The organism is Streptomyces sp. NPDC001443, assembly GCF_053597355.1.
The window spans coordinates 1-15,536 of sequence record NZ_JBSFIA010000050.1; the positions used below are offsets into that span (position 1 = coordinate 1).

The 15,536-nt window shown below is 72.0% G+C and carries 16 protein-coding genes; all 16 read right to left on the reverse strand.

Annotation, left to right across the window (positions count from 1 at the left end; translation table 11 throughout):
* Nucleotides 1-260: flavodoxin-dependent (E)-4-hydroxy-3-methylbut-2-enyl-diphosphate synthase (locus ACWC24_RS36390; protein WP_450667193.1), on the reverse strand; the 260-nt coding region annotated here is incomplete at its 3' end.
* A gap of 4 nt (nucleotides 261-264) precedes the next feature.
* On the reverse strand, nucleotides 265-1,287 hold the full coding sequence (hpnH, locus tag ACWC24_RS36395; RefSeq protein ID WP_450667194.1) for an adenosyl-hopene transferase HpnH: 1,023 nt from the start codon (nucleotides 1,285-1,287) through the stop codon (nucleotides 265-267).
* 6 nt (nucleotides 1,288-1,293) lie between these two features.
* On the reverse strand, nucleotides 1,294-1,935 hold the full coding sequence (locus tag ACWC24_RS36400; protein ID WP_450667195.1) for a phosphorylase family protein: 642 nt from the start codon (nucleotides 1,933-1,935) through the stop codon (nucleotides 1,294-1,296).
* Complete coding sequence (gene shc / locus ACWC24_RS36405; protein WP_450667196.1) at nucleotides 1,935-3,926, reverse strand: squalene--hopene cyclase; 1,992 nt, start codon at nucleotides 3,924-3,926, stop codon at nucleotides 1,935-1,937. The genes ACWC24_RS36400 and shc overlap by 1 nt, the downstream gene beginning before the upstream one ends.
* A 116-nt stretch (nucleotides 3,927-4,042) precedes the next feature.
* Entirely contained in the window at nucleotides 4,043-5,101 is a 1,059-nt protein-coding gene (locus tag ACWC24_RS36410) for a polyprenyl synthetase family protein (protein WP_450667242.1), read from the reverse strand.
* Nucleotides 5,102-5,172: 71 nt separating this feature from the next.
* Entirely contained in the window at nucleotides 5,173-6,597 is a 1,425-nt protein-coding gene (hpnE, locus tag ACWC24_RS36415) for a hydroxysqualene dehydroxylase HpnE (RefSeq protein WP_450667197.1), read from the reverse strand.
* On the reverse strand, nucleotides 6,594-6,734 hold the full coding sequence (locus ACWC24_RS36420) for a DUF6380 family protein (protein ID WP_450667198.1): 141 nt from the start codon (nucleotides 6,732-6,734) through the stop codon (nucleotides 6,594-6,596). Before ACWC24_RS36420 ends, hpnE begins: the two co-directional genes overlap by 4 nt.
* A complete protein-coding gene (hpnD, locus tag ACWC24_RS36425; protein WP_450667199.1) occupies nucleotides 6,734-7,684 on the reverse strand; it encodes a presqualene diphosphate synthase HpnD in 951 nt (316 codons plus the stop codon). Before hpnD ends, ACWC24_RS36420 begins: the two co-directional genes overlap by 1 nt.
* Nucleotides 7,681-8,583, reverse strand: a complete 903-nt coding sequence (gene hpnC / locus ACWC24_RS36430) for a squalene synthase HpnC (RefSeq protein WP_450667200.1) — start codon at nucleotides 8,581-8,583, stop codon at nucleotides 7,681-7,683. The genes hpnD and hpnC overlap by 4 nt, the downstream gene beginning before the upstream one ends.
* A gap of 360 nt (nucleotides 8,584-8,943) precedes the next feature.
* On the reverse strand, nucleotides 8,944-9,723 hold the full coding sequence (locus ACWC24_RS36435) for an ABC transporter ATP-binding protein (protein ID WP_450667201.1): 780 nt from the start codon (nucleotides 9,721-9,723) through the stop codon (nucleotides 8,944-8,946).
* Nucleotides 9,716-9,895, reverse strand: coding sequence for a hypothetical protein (locus ACWC24_RS36440; protein WP_450667202.1), 180 nt, complete (start codon nucleotides 9,893-9,895; stop codon nucleotides 9,716-9,718). The genes ACWC24_RS36435 and ACWC24_RS36440 overlap by 8 nt, the downstream gene beginning before the upstream one ends.
* 94 nt (nucleotides 9,896-9,989) lie before the next feature.
* Complete coding sequence (locus ACWC24_RS36445; RefSeq protein ID WP_450667203.1) at nucleotides 9,990-10,880, reverse strand: glycosyltransferase family 2 protein; 891 nt, start codon at nucleotides 10,878-10,880, stop codon at nucleotides 9,990-9,992.
* Entirely contained in the window at nucleotides 10,877-11,656 is a 780-nt protein-coding gene (locus tag ACWC24_RS36450; RefSeq protein WP_450667204.1) for a CDP-alcohol phosphatidyltransferase family protein, read from the reverse strand. Before ACWC24_RS36450 ends, ACWC24_RS36445 begins: the two co-directional genes overlap by 4 nt.
* Entirely contained in the window at nucleotides 11,634-12,695 is a 1,062-nt protein-coding gene (locus ACWC24_RS36455) for an iron-containing alcohol dehydrogenase family protein (protein WP_450667205.1), read from the reverse strand. The genes ACWC24_RS36450 and ACWC24_RS36455 overlap by 23 nt, the downstream gene beginning before the upstream one ends.
* Nucleotides 12,683-13,444, reverse strand: a complete 762-nt coding sequence (locus tag ACWC24_RS36460; RefSeq protein WP_450667206.1) for a phosphocholine cytidylyltransferase family protein — start codon at nucleotides 13,442-13,444, stop codon at nucleotides 12,683-12,685. The genes ACWC24_RS36455 and ACWC24_RS36460 overlap by 13 nt, the downstream gene beginning before the upstream one ends.
* Nucleotides 13,441-15,267 carry a DUF5941 domain-containing protein gene (locus ACWC24_RS36465; RefSeq protein ID WP_450667207.1) on the reverse strand — a complete coding sequence of 609 codons (1,827 nt, stop codon included), beginning with the start codon at nucleotides 15,265-15,267 and terminating at the stop codon, nucleotides 13,441-13,443. The genes ACWC24_RS36460 and ACWC24_RS36465 overlap by 4 nt, the downstream gene beginning before the upstream one ends.
* Nucleotides 15,268-15,536: the final 269 nt, after the last annotated feature.

Here is a 15,536-nt window from a genome sequence, read left to right on the forward strand (position 1 = left end):
CGCGCGATCGTCGCCAACGCGTCCGCGTCGTCCTGCGTCGGACACGCCACCCGCACGATCTGACACCCCGACGCCGTCAGCTCCGCGATCTGCTGCAACGTCGCACCGATGTCCGACGTCCGCGTCGTCGTCATCGACTGCACCGACACCGGCGCGCCGCCCCCGACGGCCACCGGCCCGACGTCGATCCGCCGCGACGCACGCCGCTGGGCGATCGGCCGGGCCGGCACCTCGGGAACGCCCAAGGAGATGGCCGTCATGACGTCACTCGCGGTTTCCGGAGACCGTCTCGCGCATGGCGCGCAGCGACTCCTTCAGCGATCCCATGGTGGCGAGGACGGCGGTGGGCTCGTAGCCGCAGTGCGCCATGCAGTTGGCGCAGCGCGGGTCCTTGCCGCGGCCGTACTTGTCCCAGTCGGTTTCCTCGATCAGCTCGCGGTACGTCGGCACGTACCCGTCGCTCATCAGGTAGCAGGGACGCTGCCAGCCGAACAGCGAGTAGTTCGGGATCGCCCACGCGGTGCACGGGAAGTCGACCTTGCCCTCCAGGAAGTCCAGGAAGAGCGGGGAGTGGTTGAGCCGCCACTTGCGCCGGTTGCCGCCCGCGAAGGCCTTCTTGAACAGTTCGCGGGTCTGTTCCACGCCCAGGAAGTGCTCCTGGTCGGGCGCCTTCTCGTAGGCGTAGGCGGGCGAGATCATCATCTCGTCGACCTTGAGGTCGTCGTTGAGGAAGTTGAGCACCTCGATGATGGTCTGCGGGGTGTCGGTGTTGAAGAAGGTGGAGTTGGTGGTCACCCGGAAGCCGCGCCGCTTGGCCTCCTTGATGGCCGCCACCGCCTCGTCGAACACGCCTTCCTTCGCGACCGACTCGTCGTGCCGCTCACGCAGCCCGTCGATGTGCACCGCGAAGGCGAAGTAGGGGGAGGGGGTGAACTTCTCCATCTTCTTGCGCAGCAGCATCGCGTTGGTGCAGAGGAAGACGTACTTCCTCCTGGCCACCAACTGGCGCACGATCTCGTCGATCTGAGGGTGCATCAGCGGCTCGCCGCCGGCGATGGACACCATGGGGGCACCGGACTCGAGCACCGCCCCGACGGCCTGCGCGACCGGCATCCGCTGCTTGAGGACACCCGCCGGATGCTGGATCTTGCCGCAGCCCTCGCACTTCAGGTTGCACGCGAAGAGCGGTTCCAGCTCCACGATCAGCGGGAACTTGTCCCGCTTGCGGAGCTTCTGTTCGGCCAGGTATGTAGCGACCTTGATGGACTGACGCAGCGGCATGGCCATCTGGGCTCACCTCCGGGGGAGCAGCAAAGAACGGTGCCATTCGAAAAAAGCGGGAAGTACGGAGCGAAGGACGCGGAAGGCCGATATTCCACCGCGTACGGTGCCGATCCGGACGAGTTCATGTTCGGGAGCGTCCACGACCACCCGTACGGCCGCAACCGGGCGCTCGCCCGCCCGTACGGCGCCCAGGAGCGTGGCGGCCGACTCCATGTCGACCGCGATCGCGCCGGTGGCGAGCAGGGCGGACCGCTCCGGCCCGCGGACGACGTGGTCGGAGCCGATGAGCGGCCCGGTGTGGACGGTACGTCCGGGCAGGGTGCGCACCAGCTCCTTGACGAGCAGCTCGGTCCCCACGCACGGAACGTTTCCGCGCGGGTCCCGGGTCTCCTCCGCGACCACCAGGTCACCGGGGTGCATCCCCGGGGCGAGCCCCGCGCAGAAGCCGGTGGCCAGCACGGCGGCCTCGGTCAGCGGCGCCTCGGCCAGCACCCGGGTCACCGAGCGCTCGGCCGCCCTGGGCCCCATGCCCGTGCGCAGCACGGTGACCGGGCCGTCCGCGCCGCTGCGGTCGCTGGTCCGCAGCGCGAGGTGCTCGATGCCGAGCGCGCAGGCGATCAGCATCGGGGCCGGGGCGGACTTGGCGCTCATCAGCCCCCCTCGGCCTCGGAGAAGGGCTCGCCGTGCAGGTACCGGCCGAGCGCGGTGAGCGGGAACACCTGCCGGTAGAGGTGGTAGTTGATGGAGAAGTCCCAGGGGAAGCCGGTGCCGGTGAAGTACGGCTCGTCCCAGGAGCCGTCCGCCCGCTGGGTGGTCACGAGCCACTCGACGGCGCGTTCCACGGCCTTGGAGTCGCGCTCCCCCGCCGCGAGCAGCGCCATCAGCGCCCACGCGGTCTGCGAGGCGGTGGAGGCGCCCTTGCCGCTCCACTCCCTGCTGTCCTGGTAGGAGCGCAGGTCCTCGCCCCAGCCGCCGTCGTCGTTCTGGACCGACTCCAGCCACAGGACGGCCCGGCGGATCGCGGGGTGCGAGGTGGGCAGGCCGGCCGTGGTCAGCGCGGGCACCACCGAGCCGGTGCCGTAGACGTAGTTGACGCCCCAGCGCCCGAACCAGGAGCCGTTCGGCTCCTGTGCGGCCAGCAGCCACTGGATGCCGCGCCGGGTGCGCGGGTCGTGGGCGAGACCCTCGACGGCGAGCATCTCGACGACGTGCGCGGTGACGTCCGCCGACGGCGGGTCGACGACCTCGCCGAAGTCGCAGAACGGCAGCCGGTTGGGGAACGGGCTGGTGTTGTCGACGTCGAAGGCGCCCCAGGCGCCGTTCTTCGACTGCATCCCGAGGTTCCAGCGCACCCCGCGTCCGATCGCCTTCTCGACCCGCTCGGGGTCGTGGTGGCGGATGCGGCGCAGCGCGAGGACGACCTCGGCGGTGTCGTCCATGTCGGGGTAGTTGTCGTTGTGGAACTCGAACGCCCAGCCGCCCGGCGGGAGTCCGGGCCGCTTGACCGACCAGTCGCCGGGCCTCACGACCTGCTCGCCGAGCATCCAGTCGGCGGCCTTGACGAGTTGCGGATGGTCGGCGGGCAGTCCGGCGTCGGCGAGGGCGATGGCGGCCAGGCAGGTGTCCCACACCGGGGACTGGCAGGCCTCGATCATCCGGGCGCCGTCCTCGCGCCAGACGGCGAACCGGTCCAGTGACTCGAGGCCCGCGCGCATCACGGGGTGCTGGAGGTCGTAGCCGAGCAGGTACAGCGCGATGACCGAGTACACGGCCGGCGGCTGGATGCCGCCCCAGCAGCCGTCGTTCTCCTGCCGTTCGACGATCCAGCGGGCCGCCGAGTTCAGGGCCGCGCGGCGCAGTCTGCGCGGCGCGACCCTGCGCAGCGCGTGCAGGGCCTTGTCGAGCCGCTGGAAGGCGCCGTCCCAGCTCGCCGCCGGGGCCAGCGCTCCGCCCGGGTTGGGACGGGCGGGGTCGGTGTGCAGTTCGTCGAGGGAGAAGGGGGCCGGGCGCACCGGGCGCTTCGCGGAGACGATCGTCAGCGGCACGATGGTCTGCCGGGCCCAGCAGCCGAAGTCGTAGATGTTGAGCGGGACCCACTTGGGGAAGTAGATGATCTCCGGGGGGAGTTCGGGCAGGTCCTCCCACTTCCACCAGCCGAACAGGGCGAGCCAGATCCGGGTGAAGACACGGGCGGCGGCGATGCCGCCCCGGTCGCGGATCCAGGCCGACGCCTTCGCCATGTGCGGTTCGTCGGGGGCGTCCCCGGCCAGCCGGAGCGCGACGTACGCCTCGATGGTGGTGGAGAGTTCGCCCGGACCGCCGTAGAAGCCGGCCCAGGTGCCGTCCTCGCGCTGCTCGCCCCGGATGAAGAGTCCGGCCGCCCTGGTCGTCAACTCGTCTTCGATGCCCAGGAACTGACGTAGCAGCAGGTCCTCGGCGTCCATCGTGACGTTGGTCTCGAGGTCGCCCTTCCACCAGCCCTCGGCGTCCTGCCTGGCGAGCAGGAAGTCGGTGGCGCGCCGCACGGCGCCTTCGGCGGCTTCTTGTACCCCGGCCGCCGCGGGGATGGTGACGTCGGTTTCGCTGGCCGCGGCAGCACGGGGCGGCAGGGCCCCGGGACTTCCGTCGGTCGTCGCTGTCATGGCTTCCCCTTCGTGCAGTCGTACGAGTCGTGCTGCTGTGGGTCCGCCGTCGGCCGGTGTGCCGCTACCCGCGACACCGGCCGGCGACTACGCGAGGGCTATTCGACCGATAGTGATCATCTCTTTCGTACGACGACGAAGTCGGCGAGCGCCGTGAACCGGGCCCGTACCTGCTCGGGCATGTCGACGGCGTTCAGCGCCTCGATGGCGATGGTGTGCTGCCGGCGCGCCTCCTCGGCGGTCCACTCGCGGCCGCCGGCCTCCTCGATGAGAGCGGCGCGGGCCGCGAACTCCTCCTCGGAGAAGTTCGCGAAGTCACTGCTCTTGGCGTCGGCGGCGAGGATCTCGCCCAGCCGCGTCGAGGCGGACCCGTCCGCCGCGAGGGCGGCCACGACCGGCAGGGACTTCTTGCGCTGGCGCAGGTCGCTCCAGGTCTGCTTGCCGGTGGCCTCCGGGTCGCCCCAGATGCCGAGGAGGTCGTCGACGGCCTGGAAGGCCAGGCCGAGGTGGTAGCCGTAGCGCTCCAGGGTGTCGGCGGTCCGGTCGTCCGCGCCGCCGAGCACCGCGCCGATGGAGCTGGCGCAGGCCAGCAGGGCGCCGGTCTTGTTGCCCTCCATCTCCAGGCACTCCTCGACGCTGACGCGGTCGCGGTGCTCGTAGGAGATGTCCTGGGCCTGGCCGTCGATCAGGGCGCGGCTGGCGGCGGTCAGCCGGCGGGTGGCCCGGCCGGCCTCGACGGTGCCGAGCTCCAGCAGGACCTCGTTGGCGAGGGCGAACAGGGCGTCGCCGACGAGGATCGCCTGGGCGGGACCGTGCACCTTCCAGACGGTGTCGCGGTGGCGGCGCTGCTCGTCGCCGTCCATGAGGTCGTCGTGCAGGAGCGAGAAGTTGTGGACGAGTTCCACGGCCACCGCGCCGGGCACGCCGACCTCGGGAGCGGCTCCGGTGACCTCGGCGGAGAGCACGGCGAGCGCGGGGCGCACGGCCTTCCCGCCGTCGCCCTCCGTGGGGTTGCCCTGGGCGTCGATCCAGCCGAAGTGGTAGGCCGAGACGGTGTCCATGGGCGGCGCCAGACGGTCGACGGCCGCGCGCAGCACCGGTGTGGCCAGGGTTCGGCCGCGCTCCAGGAGCGCGGTCACGTCCACCGCCTCGGCAGCCGTCGAGGCCGGGGGCACAGTGGGCACAGTTTCTCCTCTTGTTGCGGTGCCAGGGGTGCGGGGGCCTGCCGGGCCGTGCTGATCGAGCATCAGGCCGCCTCCTCGAGGGCGAAGAGGTGGTGGGGGCGGGGCCGGCCCAGGGCGCCGAGCGCGGCGTCCGCCGCGCTCACACCGCTTCGGACCGCACTCTCCATGGTCGCGGGCCACCCGGTGGCGGTCCACGCGCCGGCCAGGTAGAGGCCGGGGGCTTGGGTGCGGGCGCCGGGGCGCAGCCGCCCGACGCCGGGGGCGGGGGCGAACGTGGCCGTGCGCTCCCTGGTGACGAAGAAGTCCCGTACGGCTGCCGCCCGGGTGCCGGGCAGCAACCGCTCCAGCTCGGGCAGGTAGCGCTCGCGCAGGGCGGCGACGGGCGCGTCGATGTCGTCCTGCGCGGCCGACTGGGAGAGCGCGAGGTACTGGCCCTCGCGCAGCCCGGAGGCGGCCGTACGGTCGAAGACCCACTGCACCGGGGTGCCGAGGGCCGCGAGGAAGGGCGTGTCGAGCACCTTGCGGTCGTACACGACGTGGATGTTGAGGATGGGCGCGGTGCCGATCTCCAGCAGCCGGCCGGGGTCGTCGAGGGCGCCGGCCGGCAAGAGGTCGTGGGCCTCGCGCTGGGCGGTGGCGAGTACGACCGCGTCGGCCTCCAACGTCTCGCCGGGAACCTGAACGCTCCACCGCCCGTTCTCGTTCTGGGAGACGGAGGTGACGCGTGTACGGACCTCGGTACGGACGCCCGCGGAGTCGAGCGCCTTGCGGGCGAGGCGGTCGTGCAGTTCGCCCAGCGGGACATGCGCCCAGCCGATGTCGGCGGCACCCGGGTCGGACAGCAGACCGGTCTTGAACACCATCGCGGCGAGCCCGAGGGACGCGTCCTGGGCCACCGCGTTGAGGGTGGCGACCCCCACCAGGTCCCACAGTGCCTCGACGGCGCGCGGCGACTGACCGTGCGCGGCCAGCCAGGTCCCGAAGTCCTGGGTGTCCAGGGCGGGATCGGTGAGGTCGAGTCCCTTGAGCGCGAGTGCGGCACGGCCGACCCGGGCCCGCTCGGCGAGCGAGAGATGCGGGTACGTCGCCAGGCTGCGGCCGAGATGCAGGGGCACCGGCAGCGCGTCGCGCCGGAGTCTGCCCAGACGGCGGCCCGCGGGCCGGTCCAGGTCGAGAACGGGCACGTCGAGACGATCCTGCAAGGGGGCCAGCGCGGTCCCCTCGATGCGCTCCAGGAACCACCGGTAGGCGGTGCAGCAGCGCAGGAAGACATGCTGTCCGTTGTCGACGGTCAGCTCGCCGCGCCGGAACGAGAAGGCGAGGCCGCCGAGTCTGGGCCGACCCTCCAGCAGGGTGACGCGCACGCCCGCGTCGGCGAGCGCGAGGGCGGCGGTGACCCCGGCCAGTCCGCCGCCGACCACGACGGCGTCCCGCCCGGTCGCCGATCCGGCGCCCGCGGGCGGCCCGGACCGCTGTGCGTCGCTCATCGTGCACCCTCCCCTGCGGCCCGGTCGCACCGCTGGAACCGTGCACGACAGGCCGTCGCAGTCAGGGACGCCGTGCCCGGCCGGAGGGTTGCGTGCCGCATTTCCGCGGCGGAGTCGCCTTCTCCCACGCCGTCCATCAGGCGCGCCTCCTGAGGGTGCGCCGGGAGACGTGCCGGGTGTCGAGTCCGGACAGTCCGCGCACGGCGACGTAGGCCTTCTCCCGTCCGGGCAGCGAGACCCGGCCGCGCAGCACGGCCCCCGGGTCGCGCTCGATGCGGTCGAGCAGGCGCCGGTAGATGCCGGCCATGGCGGCCACGCAGGCGCCGCTGCGCCGGTCGAGCATGGGCAGCAGCCCGTAGCCCTCGGCGAACAGCGCGCGTGCCCGGCGCACCTCGAAGTGCACCAGGCCCGCGAAGTCGGAGCCCTCGGGCGGTGTCGGGCCGTCGAACCCGGCCGAGCAGCCGAACTTCGCGAGGTCGTCGGCGGGCAGGTAGGTGCGGCCGCCCTCGGCGTCCTCGCGGACGTCGCGGAGGATGTTGGTGAGCTGCAGCGCGAGCCCGAGCGTGTCGGCGTACTCCGCCGCGCGTTCGGCGCCCCGGGCACCCGGCTCGGTGCCGAACACCCCGAGGGAGAGCCGTCCGATGGCGCCGGCCACGCACCGGCAGTAGACCTTGAGGTCGTCCCAGGTCTCGTAGGTCTCGCCGCGTACGTCCATCTGCACGCCGTCGATCAGCTCGTCCAGGCCGCCCAGCGGGATCGGGAAGGCCCCGGCGGCGTGGGTGAGGGCGACGGCCACCGGGTCGGTGTCGTCCTCCTCGACCGCGCCCTCGCGGATCCGGGTCAGCAGCGCCCGGGTGTCCTCCAGCCGGGTCACCTTGACGTCGTCGGCCAGCGAGCCGTCGCCGATGTCGTCGACACGGCGCGAGAACGCGTACAGCGCCGACATGGCACGGCGCTTGGGCGTCGGCAGCAGCCTGATGCCGTAGGCGAAGTTGCGCGCCTGCTGTCCGGTCACTGCCTCGCAGTAGCTGTAGGCGGCGAGCACCGGTGCGGACACGTGCTGTTCCGACTCCACGGTCCGGATCACCTCTCTCCTCGCAGAGCCACGCCCGCCTCGCGCAGCAACTGGAGCTTGCCGGGCTTGGGCGGGCCGGGAAGTACGTCGTATTCGGCGGCGGCGATCGCTCGGATCGCCGCCCTTCCCCCCGCCACGAACCCCGCGAGCAGCAGTCTCAGCCTGCCGTGGACGCTACCCACCAGAGGGGCGCCTTCATTCAGGAGATCGCGGGCGCGTTGTGCTTCGTACGCGACCAGTGCGCGCACCGACGCGCCCGCGGTGGCCGTGGCGAGATCCGCATCCCGGACGTGAAAGCGCTTCATGTCCTGTGCGGGCAGGTAGACGCGGTCGCGGCCGAGGTCCTCGGTCACGTCCTGGAGGTGCTCGACGATCTGGAGCGCCGTGCAGATCGCGTCGGAGCGGCGGATCCGCTCGGGGGTCGAGGTGCCGGTGACGGCGAGGACGAGGCGTCCGACGGGGTTGGCGGACAGCTCGCAGTAGGCGAGCAGGTCGTCGTAGGTCTCGTAGCGGCGGACGAGCTGGTCCTGGCGGTTGGCGGCGATCAGGCCGAGGAACGGCTCGGGGGTCAGCGCGTGGCGGCGGACGGTCGGCTGGAGGCGGCGCAGCAGGGGGTGGCGCGGGGTGGCGTCGAAGACCCGGTGGAGGTCGGCCTCGAAGGCGTCCAGCAGGACGAGCCGGTCCTCGGCCGCCGCGTCCGGCACGCCGAGCAGCCGGGCGTCCGCGCCGCCGGGCGCGAGGTCGCCGTCGCCGATGTCGTCGACGAGACGGGCGAAGCCGTAGACGGCCATGAGGTCGGTGCGCCAGGCCCTGGGCAGGAAGAAGGGGGCCACGGGGAAGTTCTCGTCCGCGGCCTTGTCGAGCGTGCCGCGCTCCGGGTCCCCGGTGCGGGCCGCATCGGTTCCCGTCACCGCCGACTGCCCCGGGCGAAGACGGCACATGCTGCGCTGAGCTGGGGAGTTTCCGTAGCCATTGCCGTCACATCTCCCGTTCTACACCGACGACCCCATGCATACTATTTCGGACACGCCGCCCGGCCGTCCGCGCGGCCGCCCGCGAAGAGGCTGTCGCGCATTATCGCCCCACTTGCCGTGTTTCGGGACCAGTACAGCTTACGTTGTACAACGCAGTGAGGTTCTCGGGGGTGTCCTGCACATCACAACAACACACCGATCGGCGTCAAGATTCCTGCGCGGGGCCGGAGTTGACGTTTCCTTTGCAGACGCGGGGCCCCGCCGAAGCAGTTCCGGCGGGGCCCCGGGCGACACGGGCTACTTGCCCGTGAACTTCTCGTACTCCTTGAGGACCTCGTCGGTCGGTCCGTCCATCCGCAGCTCGCCGCGTTCCAGCCACAGCACGCGGTCGCAGGTGTCGCGGATGGAGCTGTTGCTGTGGCTGACCAGGAACACCGTGCCGGCCTCCTTGCGCAGCTCGCGGATGCGCTCCTCGGAGCGCCGCTGGAACCTGCGGTCGCCGGTGGCCAGCGCCTCGTCGATCATCAGGACGTCGTGGTCCTTGGCGGCGGCGATGGCGAAGCGCAGCCGGGCGCCCATGCCGGAGGAGTAGGTACGCATCGGCAGGCTGATGAAGTCGCCCTTCTCGTTGATGCCGGAGAAGTCGACGATTCCCTGGTAGCGCTCCTTGATCTCCTCACGGGACATGCCCATGGCGAGACCGCCCAGGATGACGTTCCGCTCGCCGGTGAGGTCGCCCATCAGGGCCGCGTTGACGCCCAGCAGGGAGGGCTGGCCGTCGGTGTACACCCGGCCGCTCTCCGGCGGCAGCAGGCCGGCGATGGCCCGCAGCAGGGTCGACTTGCCGGAACCGTTCGAGCCGATCAGCCCGATGGCCTCGCCCCGGTAGGCGACGAAGGAGACGCCCCGTACGGCGTGCACCTTGCGCACCCCGCGCGCCTCGCCGCGCTTGACGATACGGCTGAGCGCGGCGGTGGCGCTGCCCTTGCCGGACTTGGCGCCGCTGACCCGGTACACGATGTGCACGTCGTCCGCGATCACGGTGGGCCGGTCGTCCCGGCGCTCCGGCTCAGCCACGGCCGTACCTCTCCTCCGCGTGCCGGAAGCGGCCGCACCCGCCGCCGGCGGACGGCCGGGCGCCGGGCACGGACGGCCCGTACTCCGCGGCGAGCCGCGCCGCCGTGCGGCCCTCGTCGGACGGCGGGACCGCGCCCGCCGCGGCTCCGCCGTCGTGTGTCGTCTCTGTCACCAGGAAAACTCTCGTCCTCGGGGTGCTCGGCCCGTGTGTGCCCGGCACGGACCCGGACCTTCGCGCGGCCCGCCCGCTGTCGGGAACGAGCTTGTCAGATGATTGGGGGCCGGCCCAACCGGGTCAGCCGCCACACCGTACGCCACCTCATGGGGCGCCGGGGTCCGCAGGCTGTGGTCCAGCCTTCCCTGAATCCGCCGAACCAGGCCTTCAGGGCCGGTCGCGAGGGGCGGCGCAGCAGCGTCAGCAGCAGCCAGACGCCGAGATAGACCGGGACCAGGGGCGCGGGCAGGTTGCGGCGGGCCAGCCAGACCCGGTTGCGCGCGACCATCCGGTGGTAGACGGCGTGCCGCGAGGGCGCGGTCGTGGGATGGAAGAGCACCATGTCGGAGCGGTAGTCGATCATCCAGCCCGCGTCGAGGGCCCGCCACGCGAGGTCGGTCTCCTCGTGCGCGTAGAAGAACTCGTCCGGCAGCCCGCCGACCTCGGCGAAGACCTTCGTACGGACCGCGTTGGCGCCGCCGAGGAAGGTGGTGACCCGGGAGGAGCGCATCGGGTCGGCGGCGCGCAGCCGTGGCACGTGCCGGCGCTGGGTGACGCCGGTGTCCGGGTCGGCGATGCGGAAGCTGATGATGCCGAGCTCGGGGTCGGCCGCGAAGGCCTGCCGGCACAGCTCGGCGGTGTCGTGCTGGGCCAGCAGGCCGTCGTCGTCGAGGAAGAGAAGTATGTCGACGTCGCGGCCGGCCGGGCCGAAGGCCTCGATGCCCGTGTTGCGGCCGCCGGGGATGCCGAGGTTCTCGGGGAGCTCCACGGTGCGCACGGCCGACGCGTACTCGCCGACGTCCGGCACGGGCGAGCCGTTGCCGACGACGACCACCTCGACCAGGTCGCCCTCCTGCTTGGCGACCGAGTCGATCAGGGCCTTGAGCTCGTCGGGGCGGTTGCCCATGGTGATGACGACGGCGCCGACCTTCAGGCCGCTCATCGCAGCCTGCTCGACGCGAGGACGGACACCAGGTGCAGCACGGTCTGGAGCAGCGCGATGCCCGCGAGCACCGCGACGCCCAGCCGGGAGAAGTACAGGTCGCCGCGCATCTGGTCCAGCACCGCCAGGACCAGGATCAGCAGGGACGCCTCGATGCCGAGGATCAGCCGGTGGAACTTCAGCGCGGCCGCGGCCCGGCGGGCCAGTGCCATGCCCGACGAGCGCGGCTCGGACGCCGCCTCCTTGACGGGCGGCAGTCCGCCCTGGTGGCGGGCGACACCGACGAGGTCGGTCTCGGCCTTGATCAGGATCGCGCCGAGGGCGGCCAGCGTGCCGAGGAAGGCCCAGAGCCAGTCGATCCGCCCGGAGCCCCAGAGATCGGCGGCGCGCAGGCCGAAGCCGACCAGCACCGCGGCGTCGGTCAGATAGGCACCGACCCGGTCGAGGTAGACCCCGCCGAGCGAGTACTGCTTCTTCCAGCGCGCGATCTCGCCGTCGACGCAGTCCAGCAGCAGGTACATCTGCACGCAGACCACGCCGAGCACGGCGCCCCAGATCCCCGGCACCAGCAGCGCCGGGGCCGCGAGCACGCCGAAGACGGTCATCAGGTACGTGAGCTGGTTGGGCGTGACCCTGGTGTTCACCAGGTAGCGGTCGACCCGCAGGGACACCTCGCGCATGTAGAGGCGCCCCATCCAGTGCTCACCGCTGCGCCGGTCCTTCACCCCTTCGGGATGGACGACCGGACGGAGTTCAGCTACCGATGGCCTTGACATAGTCGGTGTAGATGTCCTTGATCTGGTCGGTCTTGAGTTCGAGGTGTTCGAGGATCGTGTAGCGGCCGGGCCGGGTCTCGGGGGCGAACTCGACGACCCGGACGAACTCGTCCGTGCTGAAGCCGATCTCCTCCGGCAGCACCGGCAGCCCGTGACGGCGCAGGACCTCGGCCATGTAGGCCGACTCCTCGTGCGCGCCGCGCAGGTACATCGCGAAGGCCGCGCCCAGTCCGCACTGCTCGCCGTGGGCGGCAGCGCGCTTGGGGAACAGCAGGTCGAACGCGTGGTTGATCTCGTGGCACGCGCCGGAGGACGGACGGGAGTCGCCCGACACCGACATCGCGATACCGCTGAGGACCAGCGACTCGGCCAGCACCTGGAGGAAGCCGTTGTCGCCGATGCCGCCGGGGTGGCGCAGCACCGCCTCGCCGGCCTGCCGGGCCATGGCGGCGGCCAGGCCGTCGATCTTCTCGCCCTTGACGCGGTGGGCGAGCTCCCAGTCCGCGATCGCCGAGATGTTGGAGACGGCGTCGCCGATCCCGGCCCGGACGAAGCGGACCGGGGCCTCGCGGATGACGTCGAGGTCGATGACGACCGCGATCGGGTTCGGCACCCCGTAGGAGCCGCGGCCCGCGTCGTTGTCGAGGGTGGCGACCGGCGAGCACAGTCCGTCGTGCGCGAGGTTCGTCGGGACGGCGACCAGCGGGAGGCCGACCCGCGCCGCGGCGAACTTGGCGCAGTCGATGATCTTGCCGCCGCCCAGGCCCACGACCGCGTCGTAGCGGCTGGCCTTGATCTCGCCGGCCAGCCGGATCGCGTCGTCGAGCGTGCCCCCGCCGACCTCGTACCAGGTGGCACCCGGCAGCGAGGGGGCGACGCGCTCGCGCAGCCGGGCCCCCGAGCCGCCGCTGACGGCGACGGCGAGCCGGCCGGAGTGCGAGACGCGCTCGTCCGCGAGCACACCGCCCAGGTCGTCGAGGGCACCCGGACGGATGTCCACGACGACCGGCGAGGGGATCAGTCGTGTCAGTACCGGCACGCGATCTCCCGTCCCCTGGCGAGATCGTCGTGATTGTCGATCTCGACCCAGCTGACCTCGCCGATCGGTGCCACGTCGATGCGGAAGCCGCGGTCGACGAGCTCCTGGTAGCCGTGCTCGTAGAACTGCTGCGGGTCGGTCTCCCACACCGTCTTCAGGGCGTCCGCGAGCTCGGGGGCGGCGTCGCCCTCGATGAGGGTGACGCCGATGTACTCGCCGCTCGCCTCCGCGGGGTCCATCAGCTTGGTGATCTTCGTCATGCCGCGCTCGGCGTCGACGACGACCTTCATCTCCTCGTCGGCCAGCGACTTCACGGTGTCCACGGCGAGGATGATCTTCTTGCCGTCGCCACGGGCGGCGAGCAGCGTCTTCTCCACGGAGACCGGGTGGACGGTGTCGCCGTTGGCGAGGATCACCCCGTCCTTGAGGGCGTCACGGCCGCACCACAGGGAGTAGGCGTTGTTCCACTCCTCGGCCTTGTCGTTGTCGATGAGGGTGAGCTTCAGGCCGTACTTCTGCTCCAGGGCCGCCTTGCGCTCGTACACGGCCTCCTTGCGGTAGCCGACGATGATCGCGACCTCGGTCAGACCGATCTCGGCGAAGTTGCCGAGGGTGAGGTCGAGAACCGTGATCTCGTCGGGGCCGCCCTCTATGCCCGCGGGCCCCACCGGCACCAGAGCCTTGGGAAGGCTGTCGGTGTAGGGGCGCAGACGCCGTCCGGCGCCGGCCGCCAGCACGAGGCCGATCATGCGGGTTCTCCTTCATCGTGTACGGCGGGTGCGCCGACCTGGTGGGCGGACACCCAGAAGCGGATGCTCTCGAGGAGCACCACCAGGGCGACGGCCACGGCGAGGACCGTGAGCGCGACCCCGAACTGCGAGGCGGTCAGTGCCAGGGCCAGAACGGTCACCAGCAGAGTCCGGCCCTCGTGCCCCCCGATCGCGCGCACCAGCCAGGCCGGGGGCGCGCCGGCGTCACCGCGGATGCGGTACACCGTGTCGTAGTGATGGTAGGCGACGGCGGCCACCAGCCCGAAAGCCGCCGGAAGCACCCCGTTCGCATCGGCTTTGGCCGCCAGTACCAGGACGGTGCCGTACTCGGCGGCCCGGAACAGCGGGGGGACCAGCCAGTCGAGGGCGCCCTTGAGGGGGCGCTGGACGGCGGCGGCGGACAGCAGGACGTAACCGAGAGCACACAGGACGGTCTGCCAGCCGGCGCCCCAGAGCAGCGCCGAGCCCGCCACCAGGACGCTGCCGGCCGCGGCGGCGTAGACCCCGGAGCGCCGGTAGGTACCGCGCGCGGTGCGCAGCACCAGCTCCACCAGGGGTCCGCTGTCCGCGAGGTCGGCCAGCGCCCGCGCGGCCCGGTCGGTCCGCTTCGCCTTGCGGGTCACCGAGCGCAGCACGCGGCCGGCCGTGGTGTACGTCGCCGCGAAGGCGCAGCCGATCAGCAGCGCGTAGAAGGTGATGCGGGGGGTCGTCAGTGCCGTGAGGACGGCGATCATGGCCCATCGTTCGCCGATGGGCAGCACTATCATCCGGCGCAGCCAGACGGTCCAGCCGACGCTGTCGAGCCGGTCGGAGAGGGCCGCGGTGGGGCTGGTGTTGGCGTCGGCGTCGTGGTTGGCCTCGTTGAAGGAGAAGTCCACGACGTGCCGGCAGGTCTGGAGCACCATGGCGCCCAGGGCCAGGGCCCAGACGTCGTCGCCGCCGCGGGCCGCGCCCAGGGCGAGACCGGCGTAGTACGCGTACTCCTTGGCGCGGTCGAAGGTGGCGTCCAGCCAGGCGCCGAGCGTGGAGTACTGGAGCGAGTAGCGGGCGAGCTGGCCGTCGGTGCAGTCCAGCACGAACGACGCGATCAGCAGGACGCCGGCCGCGACGAACCCGGCCCGGGTGCCGGTGGCCGCGCTCGCCGCCGCGATCAGCGCGGTGAGCAGAGAGGCGGTGGTGACCTGGTTCGGGGTGAGACCGCGGCGGGCGCACCAGCGGGCGATGTAGCGCGAGTACGGGCTGATGCAGAAGGTGGTGAAGAAGCCGTCTCGGGCCTTCACGGCCGACTTCAGGCGTACGGCCTCGTCGTCGACGGCGGCGACGGCCTGCCGTGCCTCGTTGCGGGTCTGCGGGTCGTCGGGGACCGTGGCGACCAGACTGCCGAGCTCGGGGCGCCGGACGTCGGCGCCCTGCTCGTCCAGGACGGTCACGACCCGGTCGACGAAGTGGTCGGCGGGGGCGTCGGCGAGCGGGTCGGCGGCCGGTGCCGGGCCGGCGCCCGTGGCGTACTCCCGGTCGAGGGCGGCGGTCAGCGCGGAGCGGGCCGCGGGCTGCGCGGTCACGGCACCGGGCACCGCGGCGAGCGGGAAGCGCGGGTCGGTCAGGCCGAGCCGCAGCGCGTGCGGATGGCCGACGAACCGCGCGTCGACGACGGCGACCCGCTGCTCACCCGGAACCTGGGCGAGCAGGGGTCCGACGTCGGCTGCGCCGTCGGCGATCCGGACGTCGAAGCCCAGTGACCGCAGATCGGTCTCGATCGACGATCCGGGGACCGGTTGGCCGGTGAGGATGGCGGTCGACAACCGAACTCATCTCCCTGGGAACCGACGCGACGGCGCCGGTCATGTGCACGATGGGGGCGCCGCTCGGCTGCTCCGGGCGGGCGGCATGTCGGCAGAGGCTATCCGATGTCGCCGGAGGCGTGTTCACCGCCCGTTCATGATCCGATCAGCGTAGTCTGTTCCGGCCTTTGCCTGATTCTGCCGAGATCATCATGGGTGATGGGCGGCCCGGCCGACAAACCCGCGCCCCGCGCGGCACACCCGGCGGGCACCCCCGGGGAGCGTGCCGT

What these genes read in the sequence shown, in the direction of transcription:
- hpnH (WP_450667194.1), bottom strand. Translation starts at nt 1,287, where the DNA reads ATGGCCATGCCGCTGCGTCAGTCCATCAAGGTCGCTACATACCTGGCC.
- ACWC24_RS36400 (WP_450667195.1), bottom strand. Translation starts at nt 1,935, where the DNA reads ATGAGCGCCAAGTCCGCCCCGGCCCCGATGCTGATCGCCTGCGCGCTC.
- shc (WP_450667196.1), bottom strand. Translation starts at nt 3,926, where the DNA reads ATGACAGCGACGACCGACGGAAGTCCCGGGGCCCTGCCGCCCCGTGCT.
- hpnE (WP_450667197.1), bottom strand. Translation starts at nt 6,597, where the DNA reads ATGAGCGACGCACAGCGGTCCGGGCCGCCCGCGGGCGCCGGATCGGCG.
- ACWC24_RS36420 (WP_450667198.1), bottom strand. Translation starts at nt 6,734, where the DNA reads ATGGACGGCGTGGGAGAAGGCGACTCCGCCGCGGAAATGCGGCACGCA.
- ACWC24_RS36445 (WP_450667203.1), bottom strand. Translation starts at nt 10,880, where the DNA reads ATGAGCGGCCTGAAGGTCGGCGCCGTCGTCATCACCATGGGCAACCGC.
- ACWC24_RS36450 (WP_450667204.1), bottom strand. Translation starts at nt 11,656, where the DNA reads ATGTCAAGGCCATCGGTAGCTGAACTCCGTCCGGTCGTCCATCCCGAA.
- ACWC24_RS36460 (WP_450667206.1), bottom strand. Translation starts at nt 13,444, where the DNA reads ATGATCGGCCTCGTGCTGGCGGCCGGCGCCGGACGGCGTCTGCGCCCC.